We start from the raw sequence: 24017 nt of genomic DNA, 5'->3' as shown, positions 1-24017 counted from the left end.
TTCAGCGCTCCTGGCCCGGGCGGGCGGCGGCCTGTTCGGCTGCGCGCCCGCGTGGGCCGTGAAAGTATTCTTGAATCCAGGCGTCGTCGGCTTGCTCGACCTCGGCCAGGGGGCCGGCCACCAGGACCTTTTTCTGCGACAGCACCGCCACCCGGTCAGTGATGGTGTAAAGGGTGTCCAGGTCGTGGGTGATGAGAAACACCGACAGGCCGAGTGCGTCGCGCAGGGTCAGGATCAACTGGTCGAACGCGGCGGCGCCGATCGGGTCGAGGCCTGCGGTGGGCTCGTCGAGGAACAGGATGTCCGGGTCCAGCGCCAGGGCACGTGCCAGCGCTGCGCGCTTGATCATGCCGCCGGACAGCGAGGCGGGGTATTTGTCGGCGGCCGAGATGGGCAGCCCGGCCAGGGCCAGCTTGACCCCGGCCAGGTGCTCGGCGTCGGTGCGGGACAAGCCGGCGTGTTCGATCAGCGGCAAGGCGACGTTTTCGGTGATGGTCAGCGACGAGAACAGCGCGCCCTTCTGGAACAGCACGCCGAAGCGTCGCTCGACCAACGAACGCTGTTCTTCACGCAACTCGGCCAGGTCCTGGCCAAATACCTTGATCTGCCCCTCGTTTGGCCGTCGCAGGCCGATGATGCTGCGCAACAGCACCGATTTGCCGCTACCCGAACCACCGACCACGGCAAGGATCTCGCCCCGGTACAGGTCCAGGTCGAGGTTTTCATGCACGCTCTGGCTGCCGAAGCGGTTACAGATGCCCCGTGCCTCGATCACGGTTTCCCGGCCACTCACCAGCCCATCTCCATGAAGAACAGTGCCGCCACCGCATCCAGCACGATGACCACGAAAATCGACTGCACCACTGCCGAGGTGGTGTGGGCGCCCACGGACTCCGCGCTGCCGCTGACCTTGAAGCCTTCAAGGCAGCCGATGGCGGCGATCAGGAAGGCAAAAAACGGTGCTTTGGCCAGGCCGACGAGGAAGTGCTGCACACCGATGTCGGTTTGCAGCAGCGACAGGAACATGGCGGGCGAGATGTCCAGCGACAGGGCGCACACCACCGCGCCGCCGACGATGCCGCAGATCATCGCGAGGAAGGTCAGCAGTGGTAACGAAATCAGCAGTGCCAATACCCGTGGCACCACCAGCAGCTCCATGGGGTTGAGGCCCAGGGTACGGATGGCGTCGATTTCTTCGTTGGCCTTCATCGAGCCGATCTGCGCGGTGAAGGCACTGGCCGTGCGGCCGGCCATGAGGATGGCGGTCAACAGCACGGCAAACTCACGCAAGAACGAGAACGCCACCAGGTCGACGGTGAAAAGGGTCGCGCCGAACGCGGCCAGCACCGTTGCGCCCAGAAACGCCACCACTGCGCCCACCAGAAAGGTCAGCAAGGCGACGATGGGCGCAGCATCCAGGCCGGTCTGTTCGATGTGCGCCACGACCGGCGTAAGCCGCCAGCGGTGGGGCTGGAAGGCCCGGCGCAGCAAGGTTTCGAGAATCAGGCCGACGAAGCCGAGCAACTGCCGGGTGTCTTGCCAGAGGGTGCTGACGGCACGGCCGATACGCTCGAGCAGCAACAGCAGCACCGGGCGTTCGGCCTCCTTGACCGGAATGCAGTAGTCCTGCACCGAGCAGTACACGGTCTTGAGCAGGGCACGGCTGGCGTCGGGCAGGCCATCGGTGCAGTGCGACAGGCGTTCGGCGCCGAGCAGTTCGGCCAGCAGCGAGGCGCCGGCGGTGTCGAGACGGCCCAGTTGGCTGAGGTCGGCAACGGCGTCGTTGCTGCATTGCGTGCGCAGGCGTTCGCTGTCGCGCTTGAGGCTGGCGTAGTGGGCCAGGGTCCAGTCACCGGTAATACGCAGGCAGGGCGGTTGGTGGCTGGTGTCCAAGGTGGCGCTGGGGGGTGTCATAGGCTCCATGCAACTGACTCGGCGCTAAGGCTTAGGGGCTGATCATAGCGCAGAGGGCATGGGGCGGTTTATTGATTGTGTGCTTAAACCAGGAAGCTATGGGCTCGGCGCATCGTCGACCACCTTGAACCGCAGCACCCCGATCACCTGGCCGTCCTCGGTCAGCACCCTCACCTGCCATTTACCGACCGGGTTAGGCGGGAAGTTCTGCTTGTGGGTCCAGGCCCGGTAGCCTTCCTTGCGCCCGCCATGAATATCCAGCGCAATCCGGTCCACTTCCTTGCCGTCTTTTTGCCACACGTGGTAGATGCGCTCGTTCAGACCCCGGGGTGCGTTGACCGAGGTGTACGCATACAGCCCGCTGGTCTTGATGCGGCTGGCGGCAATCTCGTCCAGCGACTCGCCAGGTTGGCGATTGAGTACTTCGGTGCTCACGGCCACTTCGGTCATCCACAACGTCGCCGGTGGTACCCACGAGCGCAGCAACCACCCCCCGCCGCCCACCGACAGGGTTACCAGAACCAGCGCCACGCCGCGCCGCCAGGTATTGACCGGGAAGCTGCTGGCCAGGCTCGGGAACGACAGGGCCATGGCAATGATCAATGCCAACTTGAAGCTTTGCGCGGTGGTCAGGTGAAGAATGATCGGCAGTGCGGTGAGCAGCGCCGCGAACAAGGTCAGTGTGTGCAGCGCGAGGAACAGCCAGCGCCGTGGCGCCAACCACTTGTAGTACAGCGGGTCGACGATCGAGATCAGCCCGGCGGCGGCGAGCAGGCCGGTGAACACCAGTTGGCCGCTGTTCCAGGTGGTGGTGATGAAGAAGAACGGCAGGACGAAGAACAGTGTTTCCTGGTGGATCATCTGCGTCGCATAGCGCAGCAACGGTTGCGGGATCTCGCGCTTGAAGGTGCGGGCGAACAGGCCGGTGAGGGTGTTTTCCAGCATCAGCCAGACCCAGCTGACCAGCATCAGGATCGCCACCCAGCTGGCCAGGCCGGCCTGGCGGTCGACCAGGATGAAGCTGCCGATGCCGGAGAGGAAACCTCCGAGCGCGATGATGCCGGGGTAGCGTTTAAGCAGTTCGATGATGCGCTGGACGATGCGGGGAATTGGGGGCATGGGTCTACAACAGGGAGAGATAGGGTGGCTGTGCCGGTCTCTTTTCGGGCAACCCCGCGAAGAGGCCGGTACTGGCTAAAGGATACCGCCGAATCACGCTTTGCGTGTAGCACCGCTCGGTGGTTGCGGGGTATGCCGGCGCCAACGCAGCAACCCGGCCGCCAGGATCAGCCCCAGCAGCAAGGCGAGCAACCCGTACAGCTCGTCATAACCCAGCAGGGGCTTCTCGATGCGCAGGTAGCCCTGATCCTTGAGCAGAGCCTGCAACGCTTCGTTGGCCTGCGCCAGGCTGACCTGCCGCAACTTGCGCACCGGGTTGGCAAAGCGCCCGTCGTTGTAGTCGTTCAACGCCCCCCAGTAGTAGTCGGCCAAGGCGCTGTTGCCCTGGGTGCTCCAGCTTTCCCGGGCCATGCTGGCGCCCTTGATGCGGGCGAAGGTGTCCGGGTCGAGGCCTTCCTTGCGCAGGTGGTCGAACAACCCCTGCATCACCTTGACCGCCTGGTCGACGTCGTCGCGTTCCAGGTCGGCGTTGAGGCTGAGCATGCCGCTGTCACCGAAGCTCTCGCGCTGTACCGACGGCCCGTAGGACAAGCCATTGCGCAGGCGCAGCTGGTCATACAGCGCCCAATCCAGGTAGCGCGACAGCAGGTCGAGGGTCGGCTGATGGTCGTTGTCCAGCACCGGCTCGATGAACAGCCAGTGCAGCTTGACGCTGTCGCCCAGCCAGCCGCGGGTCAGGTCGCGGCGTTGCTCGGCCTGCTGGCTGATGCTTTCGAGGTTGCGGCGCTCTTCCGGCTCGGTTGCCGGCAGCTCGCCAAAGGTGCGCTCCAGGTACGCCGGCAGCAGGCGGTCGAGGCCGCCGACCATGATCAGGGTCATGTTGTTGGCCGCGTACCAGCGGTCGCGCAAGGCCTGCACCTGCTCCAGGGTCATGTCGTCGATGTTCGAGCGCTCGGCGCACTTGAGGCCCAGTTCGGTCGCCAGTTGGTCACTGGCGGGGTGGCCGATGTCCTGGCGGTCCAGCCAGCGTTGCAGGTGGCCATAGTGGCCGCCGTCCTCGCGCTCGATGATCCTTTTCGCCGTGGCCAGGGCCTTGGCGTCGATAGGGGTGTCGCGGATCACCGCCAGCAGCAGGTCGAGCACTTTACGCTGGTTACGCGCAGGTGCCTCGATCACGAACGTGGTGTCGGCGCTGCTGGTATAGGCGTTCCACTCGCCACCCAAGGCTTGCAGGCGCTCTTCCAGGCCGCCCTCGCCGGTTTCGTCGATACCGCTGAACAGCAGGTGCTCGAGCAGGTGTGGCAGCTCCTTCTGCTCACAGTCGAAGTCATCCAGGCCAACCCCGACCACCAGGCGGATGGCCACGTGGTCACGTTCATAGCCGTCCTTGAGGATGACCTGCAGACCGTTGGGCAACAGGTACCCCTCTACCCGCGAGCGGTCGAGGGCCAGGGTGGGCAGGCTGCAGATCAGCAGGCAAACGAACATCAGGCAACGCATGGGCGAGCTTGGCTCTCCTGGTAGGCGAAATCACGGCAAGCGGGCTTCGTCCGGCACAGTGTCGAGCATCAGCCCGCCGGTGTCAGAGCCGCCTAGTACCACATAGGCACTGCTGCAGAACAAAGAGTTCAACCGCTTCATGTCGGCAATCAGCTCCAAGTGTAGCGAACTGGTCTCGATACTTTGCACCACCTTGCGTTGCAGGCGGCTGACATGCGCGTGGGCAAGGCGCCTTTCCTGCGCCCGGAAACGGCGTTTTTCGCGCAGCAGCAGCTGCGCGCTCTCGGGGTCTGCGCTGAGAAACACCGACAGGCCGAGGCGCAGGTTCGACAACAGCTGTTCTTGCAGGCCGGTCAGCTCCTCCAGGCCGACCTGGGAAAACGCCCGGCGTTGGCTGGTTTTCTGCTGCTGGACCTTGCGCAGCATGCGCTCGACCAGGTCGCAGGCCAGCTTGAGGTTGATCGCCAGTTCGATGATTTCGGCCCAGCGCCGGTTGTCGCGCTCGCTGAGGTCCTCCCGCGTCATTTGCGCCAGGTACAGTTTGATGGCGCTGTACAAGGCCTCGGCGTCCTCGCCCAAGGCGCGCACCTGCTGTGGCAGGGCTGTCTGGGTGCCGCGCAGGGCGCCGAGCATGGCTTCGAGCAGGCTGTCGACGATATCGCCCAGGCGCAGGGTCTCGCGGGCGGCATTGGCCAGTGCCAGGCTGGGGGTGTCGAGCGCCGAGGCATCGAGGTGGCGCGGGCGCACTTGGCCGTTGCCGTTTTCGCGTTCGGGCAGCAAGGTGTTGCACAGTCGGCCCATGGGTTTGACGGTGGGCAGCATGATCAGGCAGCGCAAGGTGTTGTAGAGCAGGTGGAAGCCGATCACCAGTTCCTGAGGGCTGAAGCTCAGTGTGTCCATCCACGTCACCAGCGGGTGCAGCACCGGAATGATCAGCACCAGGCCGATCAGCTTGTACAGCAAGCTGCCCAGGGCCACACGCCGCCCGGCGGCGTTCTGCATGCTGGTGCTGATGAACGCCAGCAAGCCGCTACCGATGTTGGCACCGACCACCAGGCCGATGGCCACCGGCAAGCTGATCAGTTCGGCGCCGGCCAGCGTCGCGGTGAGCAACACGGCCGCCAGGCTGGAATAGGAAATCATGGCAAACAGCGCGCCGACCAGGGCATCGAGCAAGATGTCGCCGGTCAGCGAGGCGAACAGCACTTTCACCCCCTGGGCATGGGTGATCGGCGCAGCGGCCTGCACGATCAGCTCCAGGGCCAGGATGATCAAGCCAAGCCCGATCCCTACCCGGCCCAACTGGCCGACCCGGGTCTGCTTGCGGGAAAGGAAGAAGATCACCCCCAGAAAAATCAGCAGCGGTGACAGCCACGACAGGTCGAAGGTCAGCACCCTGGCCATGAGCGCGGTGCCGACATCGGCGCCGAGCATGATCGCCAGGGCCGGCGTCATGGCCATCAGGCCCTGGCCAACGAAGGATGTGACCAGCATGGCAGTGGCGTTGCTGCTCTGCACCATGGCGGTGACGAGGATCCCGGCGATGAACGCCAGGGGGCGCTTGTTCATGTTCTGGCTGATGATGCGGCGCAGGTCGGACCCGAATACCCGCAGGATGCCAGTACGCACGATATGTGTGCCCCAGACCAATAGCGTCACGGCCGAGAGCAGGTTGAGCAGGGTCAGCATGGCGAAGCCCCCTGTTGCCGATGGCCCATGCGGGCCAAGAAGTGGAGCGTGGGCGCTTGAGAAATTTCAGTGCCCACTCAAAGCTTTAGTTGTTTTGCGCAGCTGTTGCCAGCTTCGCATGGCTGTCATTCATTTGAAACACACCGCGCATGAATGATTGCCCTGTATTTCTGTGGCCTCAGAAACGAAAAAAGGCCCCGTAGGGCCCTTTTCTGCAAAACGCTTCCTGGGTTTATTGACCCGGAATGTCCTTGCGCAGTTTCACCGGATCACTCTCTTTGCCATCCTTGCGCGACAAGGCAGTGCGCATACGGATGTTGATCGCTTCCACCGCCAGCGAGAACGCCATGGCGAAGTAGACGTAGCCTTTTGGCACATGCACGTCGAACGATTCGGCGATCAGTACGGTACCGACCACGATCAGGAACGACAGCGCGAGCATCTTCAGCGAAGGGTGCTTGTCGATGAAGTTGCTGATGGCACCGGCGCACAGCATCATCACCAGCACGGCGACGACGATGGCGGCGATCATCACCGGCACATGAGACACCATGCCTACTGCGGTGATCACCGAGTCCAGCGAGAACACGATGTCGATGATGGCGATCTGGATGATGGTGTAGAAGAACTTGCCGCCCGCGCCTTTTGGCTCGTCGCTGCTTTCGTCTTCGCCTTCCAGGCCGTGGTAGATCTCCTGCGAGCTCTTCCACAGCAGGAACAGGCCACCGAAGAAGAGGATCAGGTCGCGCCCGGAGATGCCGTGGCCGAAGACCTCGAACAGGTCGGCAGTCAGGCGCATGACCCAGGTGATCGACAGCAGCAAGAGGATGCGCGTGACCATGGCCAGGGCCAGGCCGAAGATCCGGGTACGTGGCTGCATGTGCTTGGGCATGCGGCTGACCAGGATCGAGATCATGATGATGTTATCGATCCCGAGCACGATCTCAAGCGCGGTGAGGGTGAAAAAGGCAACCCAGATTTCCGGGCTGGTCAGCCATTCCATGTGTATTCCTTCGAGCGATAAAGGCGACGCGCCCGGACAAGGGGCGCGTCGCGGTAGGGTAATACGTGTTTATTAAAGACTACTGAACAGCGGGAAAATGCCCATCAGCAATGCGGCGAGCATTATGCACAGGCACACCAGAACTGCCCACTTCAAGGTGAAGCGCTGGTGGTCGCCGAATTCGATGCCGGCCAGGGCCACCAGCAGGTAGGTGGAGGGTACCAGGGGGCTGAGCAGGTGTACCGGCTGGCCGACGATCGACGCACGGGCCATCTCGACCGGGCTGATGCCATAGTGGCTGGCCGCTTCGGCAAGCACCGGCAACACGCCGTAGTAGAAGGCGTCGTTGGACATGAAGAAGGTGAACGGCATGCTCACGATCGCAGTGATCACCGCCAGGTACGGGCCCATTGCATCGGGGATGACCGCCAGCAGGCTCTTGGACATGGCATCGACCATGCCGGTGCCCGACAGGATGCCGGTGAAGATACCGGCGGCAAAGATCAACCCGGTGACGGCCAGCACGCTACCGGCATGGGCGGCAATGCGGTCCTTCTGCTGTTGCAGGCAGGGGTAGTTGACGATCATGGCGATGCTGAAGGCGATCATGAACAGCACCGGCAGTGGCAGTACGCCTGCGATCAGGGCAACCATCAGGGCTGCGGTCAAGGCGCCGTTGAAGTACAGGAGCTTGGGGCGGCGTGCATCCGGGTACTGCGAAACGGTGATTTCGCTGTGGTCGATGTCGTCGGTCGGCAGGTGCAGCTCGCCCAGGCGGGCACGCTCGCGTTTGCCGTACATATAGGCAATGGCCAGGATCGCCAGCACGCCGAACAGCATCGCCGGGATCATCGGCACGAAAATGTCCGATGGGTCCACGTGCAGGGCGCTGGCGGCGCGGGCGGTCGGGCCACCCCACGGGGTCATGTTCATCACGCCGCCGGCGAGAATGATCAGGCCGGCCATGATCCGCGGGCTCATGCCCAAGCGGCTGTACATCGGCAGCATGGCGGCGCAGCAGATCATGTAGGTGGTGGCGCCGTCACCGTCGAGCGAGACCACCAGGGCCAGCACGGCGGTGCCCACCGAGACTTTCAGCGGGTCGCCTTTGACCAGCTTGAGGATCTTGCGCACGGCCGGGTCGAATAGGCCAGAGTCGATCATCAGGGCGAAATAGAGAATGGCGAACATCAACATCACACCGGTGGGCGCGAGTTTGCTGATGCCTTCGAGCATCATCGGGCCGATCTTGGCGGAAAAACCACCGAACAGGGCGAACAGGATCGGTACCAGGATCAGCGCGATCAAGGCCGACAGGCGCTTGGTCATGATCAGGTACATGAAGGTGATGACCATGGCAAAGCCGAGGAAGGTCAGCATGGCAATACTCCAGGCGTGGCGCGGCGAAAGGACTGTCGATTCGGGCGGATCAGCGCGTCGGGCGCTGCGCAGGGAGCTTGCGAAGGGGCACTACGAGAGGGCGGGCACAGGAATACATCAGAATCACCATTGTTGTTGTTGATTGGGCCGGGCGCGGAAAATTCCGGATGCCCTGGCTGACCGGTCTTGTGCCGGTAGTGGGCGCTATCCTATGAGGGCAAGCTTTCAGCCAGCTTTCGCTGAGACAAAGGCGACAGGAGGTAGGTGATGCAGGATGTGACCGAGGGTGGCTGCCATTGTGGCGCCTTGCGTTATCGGTTGGAGGGCACGCTGACGGATGTTGCCCACTGCCATTGCACGATTTGCCGGCGGGTCAGTGGTGGCTTGGTGGTGACCTGGCTGACCCTGCCCCGCACGGGTTTTCAATGGCTGTCGGGCGAGCCGAACTGCTATGTGGCGCCGGCCAGTTGCAGCCGGTACTTCTGTGGGCATTGCGGGGCGCATGTGGCACTGGTCACTGCGCACAGCCCGCACAGCATCGATGTGACGGTGGCGACGCTGGACCACCCGGAACGGGTACGGGCCAACCGGCATATCTGGATTGGTAGCCGGCTGCCCTGGTTGCACCTGGATGAGGACTTGCCGGGCGAGGCTGAGGAAAGCTTGTAGGCCTCTCCTACAACTGCAGCCCACCTGCGGCCTTGTGCAATGCCCGCAAATGCTCGCCCACTTGCTTCACGTTGGCTTCTATCGCGGCAATTTCCTTGGCCCGCGACGGGTCCAGCAGCGCCCTCACCTCTTTGTCCAGGTCGGTGCTCAGCCGCAGCAACTGGGCCTGCCGCTCGCTGCTGACCTTCTCCAGGTGCTTGCGCTCATCGGGCTGCGGCAGGCCGTAGCCTTTGGCATCCAGCAGTTCTGCCGGGCGGCTGAGAAAACCGCTATTGGCGAGCATCTGCTGCAGCGTCTGGTTGGCCTTGTCGATGCTGCCATCCTTCAGTGCAGCAGCGTTCAGGTAGCGCTGCTTGACTTCGTCCTGGGCCAGCAACAGCTGGCGCCGCAAGCTGGCCTGTTCCAGCAGCAGCAAGGCGGCGCTGGTGCGCAGGTCGGCTTGGGCGAACCAGCTGCGGCGCTGCTCGGCATCCAGGGCCAGCCAGTCCTCGACCTTGTCCTGCTTGATCGGCAGCTGTTTTTTCAGCACGTCGAACATGGCCTGGTAGCGGTCGCGGTAGGAGTCGAAGCGGTAACCCAGGCGCAGCGCTTCGCGTGGGTCATCGAGCACACGGGTATCGGCAATGCCCCGCCCTTTGAGCACTTCCAGCAAGCCGTTGGGCATGATGCTGTCCAGGTCGTTCAGGCGTGGGTTAGCCGTGCCGCTGCGCAGCAGTTTCAGCGACTCGACCGCGCAGTTGTTGGACAGGAAGTAGTAATTGCCGTCGTAGCTCCAGTGCATTTCTGCAGCCTGGCGCACCAGGCTCTCGACTTCCTGGCGGTCGAGCCTGAGCGGGATCGAGGCCAGGCTGCGCAGCTCGGTCTTGGTGTATTCGTCGATCACCTGGCCCAACGGCAGCACGAACAACCGCGACGGGTAAGCGCCGACCAGGCCGTCCCAACTGGACAGCTGCACATCATTGACGAAGGCGCGGTACGACAGCACCAGGTGCTGGTCGAGGTCCAGGCGGCAATCCGGGCCGCGCGGCCGCCCAGGCTTGCAGATGACCAGGCGCAGCATGCTGTGGCCCCAGCGGCTGACCCAGTTCTGATTGGCCTCGGCCAGCAGGTAGTCGACCTCATAGACGCGCTCGGGGTCGATCTCGCCCAATGGTTGGCGGGCGAAGTCGCTGCCGGCATTGAGGAACGGCAGGCCTTTGGCACAGGCTTGCTGCTCGGGGGCCCAGCCGAAGTGGTCGCGCAGGTACTGGTTCAAGGCTGGGCGCCGGCAGGCATAGCTCGGGTCGAGGAGGAAGTACTCCATATTGACCGCGATGAATTCCTTGGGGCTGCTCAGCTCATAGCTGTCGGGGCTGCGTACGAACTGGCCGTTGTGCTGCTCGCGTTCGCCACGGCGGCCGACATACTGCTGCCAGCCGGCAAGGTCGAGCAGGCGTGGGTCATCGCTCAAGGTGAAGCGCCGCTCGGCCTGGCCGCGGCACGCCTCTGGCAGGCCGACTTTGCCCACGGTGCCCTGCTGGCGCTTGCAGCGGGCGATCAGCGAGCGCTCGGTAGCGGGCCATAGCCGTGCGCGGTCGTAAATGTGGGTCAGCTCATGCAGCACAGTGGCCAACAGCTCCTCCCGCACGGTGCCATGCGGGCGGTCGGTACGTTCGTGGGCGGCGCTGCCATCGGCCAGCCCTGGCAACAGGCGGCTGTTGAGCTCCAGGGTGGAAACCAGCGATGCCTGGCCATATGCGTCGGCAGGCATGCGCGCGCTCCAGCTGACCAGCACACGCCGGTCCAGTTGCTGTTTGAAGCGCGGCGGCAGCTTGCCCAGCGCTTCGTCGAGCAGTGCCTGGCTGGCTTGAGTTTGTTGAGGGTCGAGGCCGGAAGCCTGCAGCACCAGCTGCAGGTCGGCCAGGGCGGGCGTACCGAGCAGCGTCAGGGCGCAGCCGAGCAGCCAGGCACGCACCTGGTTCACAGTGCCAAGATGGCTTCGGCCAGTACCTGGTCGCTGGCGCCACGCGCTTCAGGCAGGCGCTCGCGCAGGGTGTTGAAGGCAGCCTCGAGTTGGGCGCCACGGATGTCACCGTTGCTGGCGACGAAGCTGGCAGCATCGTCGTGCGCTTCACGCACGACTTTGGAGTCACGGATCGATGTCGTGGTGTCTGAGGTGAAATCGATCGAGCGGCCGAAGGCGCGCACGATGATATTGCTGGTGGCCACCAGAGTCTGTGCCTGGGCCAGGTCGGCCAGCAGCAGCATGCCGAGGGTAGCGGCGATCAGCGGTTTACGCATGGAGCATCTCCGAAAAATACAGGGAGTCAGGTGTAGTCATTGGACGAGAATTGCCTGCGCCAGTTCCAGGTCGCCGACAGCCTGCCGTGCACAGTGGTGGCGCAGTGAATCGAGAGCCGCTTCCAGGCGCGCACCGCGAATCATGCCATCGCTGGCGACGAATGCTGCTGCATCGTCACGGGCTTGGCTGACCAGCTTACGGTCGAACGGCGCGGTGGTGACTTGGCTGGTGACATAGCCGGTGATGACCAGGCTTTGTGTGGTGGTGTCCATGGCATGGGCACTTGCCATGCTCAGGGGCACGCCAACGGCGGCGAACAACAACGGCAAAAGATAACGCATGGGCTTCTAAAGGCTGAAAACGTGGGCAGTGAAGGCGCATGCGGCTGTGCGGGCGAACACCCGCGCAGCCGCATGGCTCGGTGGCAGGTCAGAGCGCCAGGATGGCCTGTGCCAACTGTGCGTCGCTGGCCTGCAGGGTCGGCATTTGCCCACGAATGTGCAGGAAGGCGCTTTCCAGCTTGGCGCCGCGAATAGCGCCTTGGCTGCCGACGAAGCTGGCGGCGTCGTCACGGGCGGCCTGGACGATCTTGTCGTCGCGGAACGACGAAGACACGTCGGAAGTGGCGTCGGTCGAGGCGGCTACAGCGCCCACGACTGCGTCAGTGGTGACGACGAAGCTGGTGGCGCTGGCGGTGCCTGCCAGGCTCAGCATCAGGGCGGCGCCAATCAGATGTTTACGGGACATGATCGTGGACTCCTGGGGATTCTGCTAATCGGACGCTCGCACTGCGCGCCTCGGTACTTTTTCAACATCCGGTTCTACCAGACTGTTAAGCCAAGCGTATCACGCGCCGGTGTTTCTGGATGTTAATGAACGGCGCGCTCAAAAACTGTGCTGGTGTGTTTATGATTTTAAATAAACTGTACCTGTTGTGCTGCCAAGTGCTCTAGCGCGAGGGCCAGACACAAAAAACCCGTTGCAGTCACCTGCAACGGGTTTTGGAATTTGCGGTGCCGGCCGCAGCCGGCAAGCCGGAGCTTAGCGCCAGAAAGGCTTGCTCAGCTCTTCGTAACGCTGCGACTCGCTGATACCGGCGTCGGCCAGCAGGCGGGAGTCCAGGCGAGCCAGTTGACGGCGGCTGGCCATGCGACGCTGCCACAGCAGCAGGGTGGACAGAGCGCGCAGAGGCATCGAAGCGCTGGATTGCTGGGCGTTGCTTTCAAAAACCAGACCGGAACTGAGTGTACGTTCCATGATGTTTCATCCTTCCGCTTATGGCGGGATTAGGTAGTGATTTAACTGATGCCAATGATCCTCCTCTCTTGTCCATAACAGTAGATACAGTTCTGTTGCATTACGATGGTTCAGTTAACTGTGTAACCCTACTGTTGCACTCGAAATAGGCGCAACTGTACTGGTCTGCACTTTTATGGTGCGTTAATGAGTAAAGACAGGTTTGTGAAGGCAGGCTTGAAGCGTGATGACCAGTACAGTAGTACAGTTTGTTAAGATGATCATGAGGGCGACCTTGCGTCGCGAAAGGGCTGCTGTGCAGCAGCCCCCTTCCAACTGATCAACTGGCGAGCATACGCCCAGTCTCTTCCAGGTTTTCGTGCCAGCTCAACGCCTCGCGCAGAATGTGCGGGGTATGGCCACCACGTTGGCACGCACGCTCGAAGTAATCGTTAAGCGCTGCGCGGTAATCCGGGTGCACACAGTTGTCGATGATCGCCCGGGCGCGCTCGCGTGGCGCCAGGCCGCGCAAGTCTGCCAGACCCTGCTCGGTGACCAGGATGTCGACATCGTGCTCGGTGTGGTCAACGTGGCTGACCATCGGCACCACGCTGGAAATCGCCCCACCCTTGGCAATCGACTTGGTGACGAACACAGCCAGGTGGGCGTTACGGGCGAAATCGCCAGAACCGCCGATGCCGTTCATCATCCGCGTGCCGCAGACGTGGGTGGAGTTGACGTTGCCGTAGATATCGAACTCCAGTGCGGTGTTGATACCGATGATGCCCAGGCGACGTACCACCTCGGGGTGGTTGGAGATTTCTTGCGGGCGCAGCACCAGTTTGTCCTTGTAACGCTCCAGGTTGCCGAACACATCCGCGTTGCGGCGGCTGGACAAGGTAATCGAGCTGCCCGAGGCAAAGCTCAGCTTGCCAGCGTCGATCAGGTCGAAGGTCGAGTCCTGCAGTACTTCGGAGTACATGGTCAGGTCTTCGAACGGCGAATCGATCAAACCGCACATCACCGCGTTGGCGATGCTGCCGATACCGGCCTGCAGCGGGCCGAGCTTGTTGGTCATGCGGCCGGCGTCGACTTCCTTCTTGAGGAAGTTGATCAGGTGGTCGGCGATGCCTTGGGTCTCGTGGTCAGGCGGCAACACGGTGGACGGCGAGTCCGGCTGGTCGCTGATGACGATACCGACAATCTTGGCCGGGTCGATCGGGATGGCCATGCTGCCGATGCGATCATCGACCTTGACCAACGGGATCGGTGTGCGGGTCGGGCGGTAGGTTGGGATATAGATGTCGTGCAGGCCTTCGAGGTTGGCGTTGTGCGACAGGTTGATCTCGACGATCACTTGCTTGGCGAAGATCGCGAAGCTGGCCGAGTTGCCCACCGAGGTGGTCGGCACGATGTGGCCTTGCTCGGTAATGGCCACCGCTTCGATAACCGCGATATCCGGCAGCTTGAGCTGCTGGTTGCGCAGTTGTTCGACGGTTTCCGAAAGGTGCTGGTCGATGAACATCACCTGGCCATCGTTGATGGCCTTGCGCAAGGTGCTGTCGACCTGGAAGGGCATGCGGCGGGCCAGCACGCCGGCCTCGGTCAGCTGCTTGTCCAGGTCATTGCCCAGGCTGGCGCCGGTCATCAGGCTGATTTTCAGTGGCGACTGCTTGGCACGTTCGGCCAGGGCATGGGGTACGGCTTTGGCTTCGCCGGCGCGGGTGAAACCGCTCATGCCGACAGTCATGCCGTCCTCGATCAGACCAGCGGCATCAGCCGCACTCATTACCTTGCTGTGCAGGGAGGACAAGCGGATACGATCACGGTACATGGATTGTTATCTCAGGCTACTGAAGCTACTGGAGCGCAGTCTAGAGATTTCGCCGGTTGCCGTCCCACGACCATGGTCGTATGAGAAGCCCGGAAGTAGAGCCGTTGATCTGGATCAGGCAAATGCAAAAAGCCCCGCAGATTTCTCGGCGGGGCTTCTTATATAGCGCACGGTTTGCCGCGATGGAGTTACTCCACCGCTTTGACCATATCCTCGATTACCTTCTTGGCATCACCGAATACCATCATGGTCTTGTCCAGGTAGAACAGTTCGTTGTCCAGGCCTGCATAGCCACTGGCCATGGAGCGCTTGTTGACGATGATGGTCTTGGCCTTGAACGCCTCAAGGATCGGCATGCCGGCAATCGGCGATTTGGGGTCGTTCTTCGCTGCCGGGTTGACCACGTCGTTGGCGCCCAGCACCAGTACCACATCGGCCTGGCCAAACTCGGCGTTGATGTCATCCATCTCGAACACCTGGTCGTAAGGCACTTCGGCTTCGGCCAGCAGCACGTTCATGTGCCCTGGCATACGGCCTGCCACCGGGTGGATCGCGTACTTCACAGTCACGCCGTTGTGGGTCAGCTTCTCGGTCAGCTCCTTCAACGCGTGCTGGGCACGGGCAACCGCCAGGCCGTAGCCAGGCACGATGATCACCGTGTCGGCATTGCTGAGCAGGAAGGTGGCGTCGTCGGCCGAGCCGGATTTTACCGGGCGAGCTTCCTGGGCGCCCGCTGGGCCTGCAACATCCGTCGCGCCACCGAAGCCGCCGAGGATGACGTTGAAGAACGAACGGTTCATCGCCTTGCACATGATGTACGAGAGGATCGCACCGCTGGAGCCGACCAGTGAGCCTGCAATGATCAGCATCGAGTTGTTCAGCGAGAAGCCGATACCCGCAGCGGCCCAGCCCGAATAGCTGTTGAGCATCGACACCACCACCGGCATGTCCGCGCCACCGATCGGGATAATGATCAGTACGCCCATGATGAAGGCCAGGGCCAGCATCAGGGTGAAGGCACTGTAATGGCCGGTGAAGGTGAACAGCAGGCCAAGGGCGATGGTGGTCAGGCCAAGGATCAGGTTCAGCTTGTGCTGGCCGGCGAACTGTACCGGTGCGCCCTGGAACAGGCGGAACTTGTACTTGCCCGACAGCTTGCCGAAGGCGATTACCGAACCTGAGAAGGTGATGGCACCAATGGCTGCACCGAGGAACAGCTCCAGGCGGTTGCCGGTGGGGATCGGGTCGCTGATGGCGGCGACGATGCCCATCGACTGGGGCTCAAGCACGGCGGCAATGGCGATGAATACCGCAGCCAGGCCGATCATGCTGTGCATGAAGGCGACCAGCTCCGGCATCTTGGTCATCTCGACTCGCTTGGCCATGACCGAGCCAGCGGTGCCGCCGACCAGCAGGCCGACGATCACATAGCCGATGCCGGCAGTCGCCAGCTCTGCGCCCAGCTTATAGATAAGGCCAACGGTGGTGACGATGGCCAAGCCCATGCCGATCATGCCGAACAGGTTGCCGCGGCGTGACGTGGTCGGGTGCGAAAGGCCCTTGAGTGCCTGGATGAAGCAGATCGAGGCGACCAGGTAGAGAAGCGTTACCAGATTCATGCTCATGCTTACTTCTTCGCCTCGTTCTTGGCTTTCTTCTTGAACATCTCAAGCATGCGACGGGTGACCAGGAAGCCACCGAACACGTTAACTGCGGCCAAGGCCACGGCGAGCGTACCCATCACCTTGCCGGCCGGTGTCACGGTCAGCGCGGCGGCCAGCATGGCGCCGACGATGACGATGGCGGAGATGGCGTTGGTGACCGCCATCAGCGGCGTGTGCAATGCCGGGGTAACGTTCCACACGACGTGGTAGCCCACATAGATGGCCAGCACGAAGATGATCAGGTTGTAGATGCCATGGGAAATCAGCATGTCTTCCATTGTCGTGCTCCTTAGCCGTTCTTGCGGACGACTTGCCCGTCGCGGCACATGAGGCAGGCCGCGACGATATCGTCTTCGAGGTTGATGACCAGCGCGTTGTCCTTGTCGAACAACAGCTTCATGAAGTCCAGCAGGTTGCGTGCGTACAGCGCCGACGCATCGGCCCCCACCTGGGCTGGCAGGTTGGTGGGGCCGACGATGGTCACGCCGTTTTCCAGCACCACCTGGTCGGCAACGGTCAGCGGGCAGTTGCCGCCTTGGGCTGCCGCCAGGTCGATGACCACCGAGCCCGGCTTCATCTGCGCGACGGTTTCAGCGCTGAGCAGGGTCGGCGCCTTGCGGCCCGGGATCAATGCCGTGGTGATGACGATATCGGCCTGCTTGGCGCGCTCGTGTACGGCCTGGGCCTGGCGCTGCATCCAGCTGGCCGGCATCGGCCGCGCATAGCCACCCACGCCTTCGGCGCACTCACGCTCTTCGTCGGTTTCGTAAGGCACATCGATGAACTTGGCGCCCAGCGACTCGATCTGCTCCTTGACGGCGGGGCGCACATCCGAGGCCTCGATCACGGCGCCCATGCGCTTGGCCGTGGCAATGGCCTGCAGCCCTGCAACGCCGGCGCCCAGAATCAGCACGCGGGCAGCCTTAACGGTGCCGGCGGCGGTCATCAGCATGGGCATGAAGCGCGGGTAGTAGTGAGCGGCCAGCAGCACTGCCTTGTAACCGGCGATGTTGGCCTGCGACGACAGCACGTCGAGGCTTTGCGCACGTGAGGTACGTGGCGCTGCTTCCAGGGCGAAGGCAGTGATGCCGCGGTCGGCCATCTTGCCGATCAGTTCGCCATTGAACGGGTTGAGCATACCCACCAGCAGGCTGCCACTGCTGATCAGCGCGAGCTCCTGATCATTGGGCGCGACCACTTTGAGTACGAGTTGCGCGCCATAGGCGTCGGCGGCGCTTCCCAGGGAGGCACCCACGGCCTCATAGGCACTGTCCGGAATGCTGGCGTTTAGCCCTGCCCCCCGTTGGACGGTGACCTGATGGCCTTGAGCAACCAGTTTTTTGATGGTTTCAGGGGTCGCGGCGACCCTTGTCTCACCCGTCTGCGTCTCGAGAGGAACACCAATGTGCACGACTTTATCTCCTGCGGTGACCTTTTGTCTTTTGTGGAAGCCAGCGTACTTCGGGTGGTGCGCTGGTGCGGTCGTTGAGCGTCAACCCGCCGAGTCCTAGGCGGGCCAGGCATTTTGCAGATGAACCCGGGGGCCTACAACCGGTTATGGAGCGAAACGAAGTTAAAACTACAAGTCACCCTGTGACCGTATGTCGCAAGCCTACCGTCGCAGCCCGTCAAACATGGGCTATTGGGAGATTAGGAGAAAAAATCAAAAAAAATGGCCGTAATTCGCTTACGACTTGCTGAATGTCGCAATTCCGCCCTGAAAGCCGCGTAGTCAGCAGGGTTAAAGGGGATTTTCAGGCTTACATAACAGTTTACGTATATGCGACAAATACATATATCTGTAGGTGTTTAAAATAATTGACTACGGGGTCAGGTTGCGCCGTGTTCCTACGCTGACGCCGTGTATTGCTTGGCTTGTGCCACCAGCCAGTCGCGGAAGGCGCGCAGCGAAGCGGACTCAACCTTGCGCTCGGGAATCATCAGATAGTAGGCCTTGTCGCTGCTCAGGGCATGCCTGTTAGCGACCACCAACCTACCCTCCTGCAACTCTTGCTGAATCAGGAAGGGTGGTATCAGTGCGACGCCCATGTCGTGCATCGCTGCCTGCGCAAGCATGGAGAATAGTTCATAGCGTGGGCCTGTCATGTCGCGCTCCACGTTCATGCCCAGGCTGGCGAACCACTGTCGCCAGGCATACGGGCGTGTGGTCTGCTGCAGCAAGGGCAGTTGCGCAATGCGCCGGGCGTCGAGCATGCCCTGCCCGTCCAGCATGGTCGGGCTGCACACGGGTACAGGGTTCTCGCCCATCAGCCGGTGCGACTGGGTGCCTGACCAGTCGGCATCACCGAAATAGATGGCGGCATCAAAGGCGGTGTCGGCGAACAGGAACGGGCGGGTGCGGTTGGTCAGGTTGACGGTGACGTCCGGGTGGCCCTGCTGGAAGTCCTTGAGCCTGGGCAGCAGCCATTGGGTGCCAAAGGTCGGGACCACCGCCAGTTCGATCACGTTGGCGCCTTGCTGGCGCATCACCGAGAGGGTGTCGCGCTCAACGGCATCCAGCTGCGCGGCGACCTGGCGACTATAGGACAGGCCCGCCTCGGTCAGTTTTACCCCACGCCGTGAGCGACGAAACAGTTCGACATTAAGGAAGGCCTCCAGGCCACCGATCTGCCGACAAACGGCGCTCTGGGTCAGCGCAAGCTCTTGCGCAGCCTTGGTAAAGCTCTCGTTACGCGCCGCCGCCTCGAAGCAGACCAGGGCGGCGGTACTGGGGATCTTGCGGCGCATGTACGTCAACCTCACTTGTAAGGCTGTCAATGTGGCGTTCTGCCGATTTACGGAGTGACAAATTATCACTAATCCGTGCGCAATCCTCGTTTGTCCCGGCAGCCGATCAGGCCTAGGCTCAAGGGCACAAGAATTTGCTCTCTCTATATCGAGGATTTCACTCATGGCCGGTAAAGCAAGCTTCCACTGGATCGATCCGCTGTTGCTGGATCAGCAGCTCACTGAAGAAGAGCGCATGGTGCGTGACAGCGCTTATCAGTTTGCCCAGGACAAGCTGGCGCCGCGAGTGCTCGAGGCATTCCGCCATGAGCGGACCGACCCGGCAATCTTCCGCGAGATGGGCGAAATCGGTTTGCTGGGTGCGACCATTCCCGAGCAGTACGGGGGCAGCGGCCTGAATTATGTGTGCTACGGGTTGATTGCACGCGAGGTAGAGCGCATCGACTCGGGTTATCGCTCGATGATGAGTGTGCAATCTTCCCTGGTCATGGTACCGATCAACGAATTTGGCACCGAGGCGCAGAAGCAGAAGTACCTGCCCAAGCTGGCCAGTGGTGAATGGATCGGCTGCTTTGGCCTCACCGAGCCTAACCATGGCTCCGACCCCGGTTCGATGATCACCCGGGCCAGGAAGGTCGACGGTGGCTACCGCCTGACCGGCAGCAAGATGTGGATCACCAACAGTCCGATCGCCGATGTGTTCGTGGTCTGGGGCAAGGATGACGCGGGCGATATCCGCGGCTTCGTGCTGGAAAAGGGTTGGGAAGGCCTCAGTGCCCCGGCGATCCATGGCAAGGTCGGCCTGCGAGCCTCTATCACCGGCGAAATCGTGATGGACAACGTATTCGTACCTGAAGAGAACATTTTCCCGGACGTGCGTGGCCTCAAGGGCCCGTTCACCTGCCTGAACTCGGCGCGCTATGGCATTTCCTGGGGGGCATTGGGCGCCGCTGAGGCTTGCTGGCATACCGCGCGTCAATACACCCTGGACCGTCAGCAGTTCGGCCGCCCGCTTGCAGCCAACCAGTTGATCCAGAAAAAGCTCGCCGACATGCAGACCGAAATCACCTTGGCACTGCAGGGCTGCCTGCGACTGGGGCGTATGAAGGATGAAGGCACAGCGGCTGTCGAGATCACTTCGATCATGAAGCGCAACTCGTGCGGCAAGGCCTTGGATATCGCTCGCATGGCGCGTGACATGCTCGGGGGTAATGGCATTTCCGACGAGTTCGGTGTGGCCCGCCACCTGGTCAACCTCGAGGTGGTCAACACCTATGAGGGTACCCATGACGTGCATGCGCTGATCCTGGGGCGTGCACAGACCGGCATCCAGGCCTTCTATTAATAAGGAGCCAGCCCATGGGCGCGCTATCACATCTGCGGGTGCTGGACCTTTCGCGCGTGTTGGCCGGCCCCTGGTCTGGCCAGATTCTGGCTGACCTTGGTGCTGACGTGATCAAGGTCGAGCGCCCGGGCAGTGGCGACGATACCCGTTCTTGGGGCCCGCCCTTTCTCCGGGACGCCCAGGGAGAGAACACCAGCGAGGCGGCTTATTACCTTTCGGCCAACCGCAACAAGCGTTCGGTGACGATCGACTTCACTCAGCCTGAAGGCCAGCGCCTGGTGCGTGAGCTGGCGGCCAAGTCGGATATCGTCATCGAGAACTTCAAGGTAGGTGGCCTGGCGGCCTACGGGCTGGATTACCAAAGCCTGAAGGCGCTAAACCCGAAGCTTATCTATTGCTCCATTACCGGCTTCGGTCAGACGGGGCCTTATGCCAAGCGCGCGGGCTATGACTTCATGATCCAGGGGCTGGGCGGGCTGATGAGCCTGACCGGGCGGCCTGAGGGCGAGGAAGGCGCGGGGCCGGTGAAAGTTGGCGTGGCGCTGACTGACATCCTCACTGGGCTGTATTCGACGGTGGCTATCTTGGCCGCCCTCGCCCATCGGGATCAAACTGGCATCGGTCAGCATGTCGACATGGCATTGCTCGATGTGCAGGTGGCATGCCTGGCCAACCAGGCCATGAACTACCTGACTACGGGCAACCCGCCCCGGCGCCTGGGCAATGCGCATCCCAACATCGTGCCCTACCAGGACTTCCCCACGGCCGATGGCGATTTCATTCTTACCGTGGGTAACGACAGTCAGTTTCGCAAGTTCGCCGAGGTGGCGGGGCGGCCGCAATGGGCGGATGACCCGCGCTTCGCTACCAATAAGCTGCGGGTTGCCAATCGTGGTGAGCTGATTCCGTTGATTCGTCAGGCAACGGTATTCAAGACCACTGCAGAATGGGTGAGCCAGCTTGAGACGGCTGGCGTGCCCTGCGGGCCTATCAATGACCTGGCGCAGATGTTCCAGGACCCGCAGGTAGTAGCGCGTGGCTTGGCGGTGAGTATCGCGCACCCGCTGGCGGGGAGCGTGCCGCAGGTGGCCAGCCCGATTCGGCTGTCGGAGACACCGGTCGAGTACCGACGGGCGCCACCGTTGTTGGGTGAGCATACCGAGGCGGTATTGAGTGATGTATTGGGGCTGGACGCCGAGGCGGTACACCGCTTACGCAGTGCCGGGGTGCTTTGAGGCTATATAGAGCAATGAAATAGCGGGGAGGACGAAGGCCTCCCCGCTTTGCTTTTCAGCGATATCGAAGTTTATTGGAATTAAGGGTTGACGGGGTTTCGAATCCCCTTATAATGCGCCCCACTTCCAGCGTAGTCGGAACGAAAAACTCCTTGAGTTTCAACGAGTTAAATAGTCAAGACGAAGTTTGAAGGGCTTCGATCGAAAGATCGTCAGCGGTTAAGATGGTGGTTGACAGCGCTTCTAAACGCTGTATGATTCGCCTCCCGCCACGAGAGATCGCAGCGAGTCAAGTGTTTGAAGCTAAACGAGTTTCTCGCAAAAACTTCAAAATAAACGCTTGACAGCAAATGAGGAAAGCGTAGAATGCGCCCCTCGGTTGAGACGAAAAGCTCTTAACCAACCGCTCTTTAACAAATTGAATCAAGCAATTCGTGTGGGTGCTTGTGAGTATGGACTGATAGTCACAAAGATTATCAGCATCACAAGTGACCATGCGAGAAATCACATAGTCATTTGAGATTGCTGAGCCAAGTTTAGGGTTTCTTAAAAACCCAAGCAGTATTGAACTGAAGAGTTTGATCATGGCTCAGATTGAACGCTGGCGGCAGGCCTAACACATGCAAGTCGAGCGGATGAGAAGAGCTTGCTCTTCGATTCAGCGGCGGACGGGTGAGTAATGCCTAGGAATCTGCCTGATAGTGGGGGACAACGTTTCGAAAGGAACGCTAATACCGCATACGTCCTACGGGAGAAAGCAGGGGACCTTCGGGCCTTGCGCTATCAGATGAGCCTAGGTCGGATTAGCTAGTTGGTGGGGTAATGGCTCACCAAGGCGACGATCCGTAACTGGTCTGAGAGGATGATCAGTCACACTGGAACTGAGACACGGTCCAGACTCCTACGGGAGGCAGCAGTGGGGAATATTGGACAATGGGCGAAAGCCTGATCCAGCCATGCCGCGTGTGTGAAGAAGGTCTTCGGATTGTAAAGCACTTTAAGTTGGGAGGAAGGGCAGTAAGCGAATACCTTGCTGTTTTGACGTTACCGACAGAATAAGCACCGGCTAACTCTGTGCCAGCAGCCGCGGTAATACAGAGGGTGCAAGCGTTAATCGGAATTACTGGGCGTAAAGCGCGCGTAGGTGGTTTGTTAAGTTGAATGTGAAAGCCCCGGGCTCAACCTGGGAACTGCATCCAAAACTGGCAAGCTAGAGTACGGTAGAGGGTGGTGGAATTTCCTGTGTAGCGGTGAAATGCGTAGATATAGGAAGGAACACCAGTGGCGAAGGCGACCACCTGGACTGATACTGACACTGAGGTGCGAAAGCGTGGGGAGCAAACAGGATTAGATACCCTGGTAGTCCACGCCGTAAACGATGTCAACTAGCCGTTGGAATCCTTGAGATTTTAGTGGCGCAGCTAACGCATTAAGTTGACCGCCTGGGGAGTACGGCCGCAAGGTTAAAACTCAAATGAATTGACGGGGGCCCGCACAAGCGGTGGAGCATGTGGTTTAATTCGAAGCAACGCGAAGAACCTTACCAGGCCTTGACATGCAGAGAACTTTCCAGAGATGGATTGGTGCCTTCGGGAACTCTGACACAGGTGCTGCATGGCTGTCGTCAGCTCGTGTCGTGAGATGTTGGGTTAAGTCCCGTAACGAGCGCAACCCTTGTCCTTAGTTACCAGCACGTTATGGTGGGCACTCTAAGGAGACTGCCGGTGACAAACCGGAGGAAGGTGGGGATGACGTCAAGTCATCATGGCCCTTACGGCCTGGGCTACACACGTGCTACAATGGTCGGTACAGAGGGTTGCCAAGCCGCGAGGTGGAGCTAATCTCACAAAACCGATCGTAGTCCGGATCGCAGTCTGCAACTCGACTGCGTGAAGTCGGAATCGCTAGTAATCGCGAATCAGAATGTCGCGGTGAATACGTTCCCGGGCCTTGTACACACCGCCCGTCACACCATGGGAGTGGGTTGCACCAGAAGTAGCTAGTCTAACCTTCGGGAGGACGGTTACCACGGTGTGATTCATGACTGGGGTGAAGTCGTAACAAGGTAGCCGTAGGGGAACCTGCGGCTGGATCACCTCCTTAATCGACGACATCAGCCTGCTGATGAGCTCCCACACGAATTGCTTGATTCATATGTGAAGACGATCAAGACCCTATATAGGTCTGTAGCTCAGTTGGTTAGAGCGCACCCCTGATAAGGGTGAGGTCGGCAGTTCAAATCTGCCCAGACCTACCAATATGCGGGGCCATAGCTCAGCTGGGAGAGCGCCTGCCTTGCACGCAGGAGGTCAGCGGTTCGATCCCGCTTGGCTCCACCACTCTTGCAGTACCTTGATCAAACTCAGAAATGAGCATTCGCGTCGAATGTTGATTTCTGGC

At 61.2% G+C, this 24017-nt stretch carries 20 protein-coding genes, 2 tRNA genes and 1 rRNA gene; 6 read left to right on the top strand and 17 right to left on the bottom strand.

From position 1 onward, the window contains the following. Position 1: 1 nt before the first annotated feature. From DJ563_RS20495 to DJ563_RS20465, 7 genes are all read right to left on the bottom strand, one after another. Positions 2 to 793, bottom strand: coding sequence for an ABC transporter ATP-binding protein (locus tag DJ563_RS20495; protein ID WP_274097788.1), 792 nt, complete (start codon positions 791 to 793; stop codon positions 2 to 4). Further along, on the bottom strand, positions 790 to 1923 hold the full coding sequence (locus tag DJ563_RS20490) for an ABC transporter permease (RefSeq protein WP_186655280.1): 1134 nt from the start codon (positions 1921 to 1923) through the stop codon (positions 790 to 792). Before DJ563_RS20490 ends, DJ563_RS20495 begins: the two co-directional genes overlap by 4 nt. A gap of 87 nt (positions 1924 to 2010) precedes the next feature. Further along, a complete protein-coding gene (locus tag DJ563_RS20485; RefSeq protein ID WP_274097787.1) occupies positions 2011 to 3033 on the bottom strand; it encodes a DUF5924 family protein in 1023 nt (340 codons plus the stop codon). A 93-nt stretch (positions 3034 to 3126) separates the two neighbouring features. Next, positions 3127 to 4533 carry a M16 family metallopeptidase gene (locus DJ563_RS20480; protein WP_047583845.1) on the bottom strand — a complete coding sequence of 469 codons (1407 nt, stop codon included), beginning with the start codon at positions 4531 to 4533 and terminating at the stop codon, positions 3127 to 3129. Between the two features lie 30 nt (positions 4534 to 4563). Further along, positions 4564 to 6222, bottom strand: a complete 1659-nt coding sequence (locus DJ563_RS20475) for a Na/Pi cotransporter family protein (RefSeq protein WP_274097786.1) — start codon at positions 6220 to 6222, stop codon at positions 4564 to 4566. 232 nt (positions 6223 to 6454) lie between these two features. Further along, positions 6455 to 7225, bottom strand: coding sequence for a TerC family protein (locus DJ563_RS20470; protein ID WP_274097785.1), 771 nt, complete (start codon positions 7223 to 7225; stop codon positions 6455 to 6457). A 72-nt stretch (positions 7226 to 7297) separates the two neighbouring features. Then, positions 7298 to 8605 (bottom strand): CitMHS family transporter, encoded by a 1308-nt coding sequence (locus tag DJ563_RS20465; RefSeq protein ID WP_033702554.1) that lies wholly within the window; start codon positions 8603 to 8605, stop codon positions 7298 to 7300. A 267-nt stretch (positions 8606 to 8872) separates the two neighbouring features. Between DJ563_RS20465 and DJ563_RS20460 the strand changes: the two genes are divergently transcribed. Further along, positions 8873 to 9274, top strand: coding sequence for a GFA family protein (locus DJ563_RS20460; RefSeq protein ID WP_274097784.1), 402 nt, complete (start codon positions 8873 to 8875; stop codon positions 9272 to 9274). Positions 9275 to 9281: 7 nt separating this feature from the next. On the opposite strand, the gene DJ563_RS20455 is transcribed toward DJ563_RS20460, so the two are convergent. The 10 genes from DJ563_RS20455 to DJ563_RS20410 all read right to left on the bottom strand — a co-directional run bounded on the left by DJ563_RS20455 (position 9282) and on the right by DJ563_RS20410 (position 19037). Further along, positions 9282 to 11237: a DUF4105 domain-containing protein gene (locus DJ563_RS20455; RefSeq protein ID WP_274097783.1), complete on the bottom strand. Its 1956-nt coding sequence runs from the start codon at positions 11235 to 11237 to the stop codon at positions 9282 to 9284. After that, positions 11234 to 11554: a DUF2388 domain-containing protein gene (locus DJ563_RS20450; protein WP_027591949.1), complete on the bottom strand. Its 321-nt coding sequence runs from the start codon at positions 11552 to 11554 to the stop codon at positions 11234 to 11236. Before DJ563_RS20450 ends, DJ563_RS20455 begins: the two co-directional genes overlap by 4 nt. Positions 11555 to 11590: 36 nt before the next feature. Next, positions 11591 to 11896 (bottom strand): DUF2388 domain-containing protein, encoded by a 306-nt coding sequence (locus DJ563_RS20445; protein WP_186663668.1) that lies wholly within the window; start codon positions 11894 to 11896, stop codon positions 11591 to 11593. An 88-nt stretch (positions 11897 to 11984) separates the two neighbouring features. Next, complete coding sequence (locus tag DJ563_RS20440; protein ID WP_033702558.1) at positions 11985 to 12302, bottom strand: DUF2388 domain-containing protein; 318 nt, start codon at positions 12300 to 12302, stop codon at positions 11985 to 11987. 294 nt (positions 12303 to 12596) lie between these two features. Then, positions 12597 to 12812, bottom strand: a complete 216-nt coding sequence (locus DJ563_RS20435; RefSeq protein WP_186661706.1) for a DUF1127 domain-containing protein — start codon at positions 12810 to 12812, stop codon at positions 12597 to 12599. 319 nt (positions 12813 to 13131) lie between these two features. Continuing rightward, on the bottom strand, positions 13132 to 14625 hold the full coding sequence (locus tag DJ563_RS20430) for an acetyl-CoA hydrolase/transferase family protein (RefSeq protein ID WP_033702560.1): 1494 nt from the start codon (positions 14623 to 14625) through the stop codon (positions 13132 to 13134). 188 nt (positions 14626 to 14813) lie between these two features. Next, on the bottom strand, positions 14814 to 16250 hold the full coding sequence (locus DJ563_RS20425) for an NAD(P)(+) transhydrogenase (Re/Si-specific) subunit beta (protein WP_186661708.1): 1437 nt from the start codon (positions 16248 to 16250) through the stop codon (positions 14814 to 14816). A gap of 2 nt (positions 16251 to 16252) precedes the next feature. Beyond that, complete coding sequence (locus tag DJ563_RS20420) at positions 16253 to 16567, bottom strand: NAD(P) transhydrogenase subunit alpha (RefSeq protein WP_033702562.1); 315 nt, start codon at positions 16565 to 16567, stop codon at positions 16253 to 16255. An 11-nt stretch (positions 16568 to 16578) separates the two neighbouring features. After that, positions 16579 to 17700, bottom strand: coding sequence for a Re/Si-specific NAD(P)(+) transhydrogenase subunit alpha (locus DJ563_RS20415; protein ID WP_033702563.1), 1122 nt, complete (start codon positions 17698 to 17700; stop codon positions 16579 to 16581). Between the two features lie 437 nt (positions 17701 to 18137). Continuing rightward, the gene (locus DJ563_RS20410; protein WP_434518253.1) at positions 18138 to 19037 is read right to left on the bottom strand and encodes a LysR family transcriptional regulator; all 900 of its coding nucleotides are present in this window, start codon (positions 19035 to 19037) and stop codon (positions 18138 to 18140) included. A gap of 163 nt (positions 19038 to 19200) precedes the next feature. On the opposite strand from DJ563_RS20410, the gene DJ563_RS20405 reads away from it, so the two are divergent. From DJ563_RS20405 to DJ563_RS20385, 5 genes are all read left to right on the top strand, one after another. Next, complete coding sequence (locus DJ563_RS20405; RefSeq protein ID WP_047583850.1) at positions 19201 to 20382, top strand: acyl-CoA dehydrogenase; 1182 nt, start codon at positions 19201 to 19203, stop codon at positions 20380 to 20382. A gap of 14 nt (positions 20383 to 20396) precedes the next feature. Continuing rightward, positions 20397 to 21617 (top strand): CaiB/BaiF CoA transferase family protein, encoded by a 1221-nt coding sequence (locus DJ563_RS20400; protein ID WP_274097779.1) that lies wholly within the window; start codon positions 20397 to 20399, stop codon positions 21615 to 21617. A 566-nt stretch (positions 21618 to 22183) separates the two neighbouring features. Further along, positions 22184 to 23720 (top strand): 16S ribosomal RNA (locus tag DJ563_RS20395). Positions 23721 to 23797: 77 nt separating this feature from the next. Beyond that, positions 23798 to 23874 (top strand) — tRNA-Ile (locus DJ563_RS20390). A 6-nt stretch (positions 23875 to 23880) separates the two neighbouring features. Beyond that, positions 23881 to 23956: transfer RNA gene (locus DJ563_RS20385), tRNA-Ala, on the top strand. Positions 23957 to 24017: the final 61 nt, after the last annotated feature.

Source organism: Pseudomonas sp. NFX1 (genome assembly GCF_051123555.1).
Lineage (GTDB): Bacteria > Pseudomonadota > Gammaproteobacteria > Pseudomonadales > Pseudomonadaceae > Aquipseudomonas > Aquipseudomonas capeferrum.
This window is presented reverse-complemented; position numbering and strand designations above follow the sequence as displayed.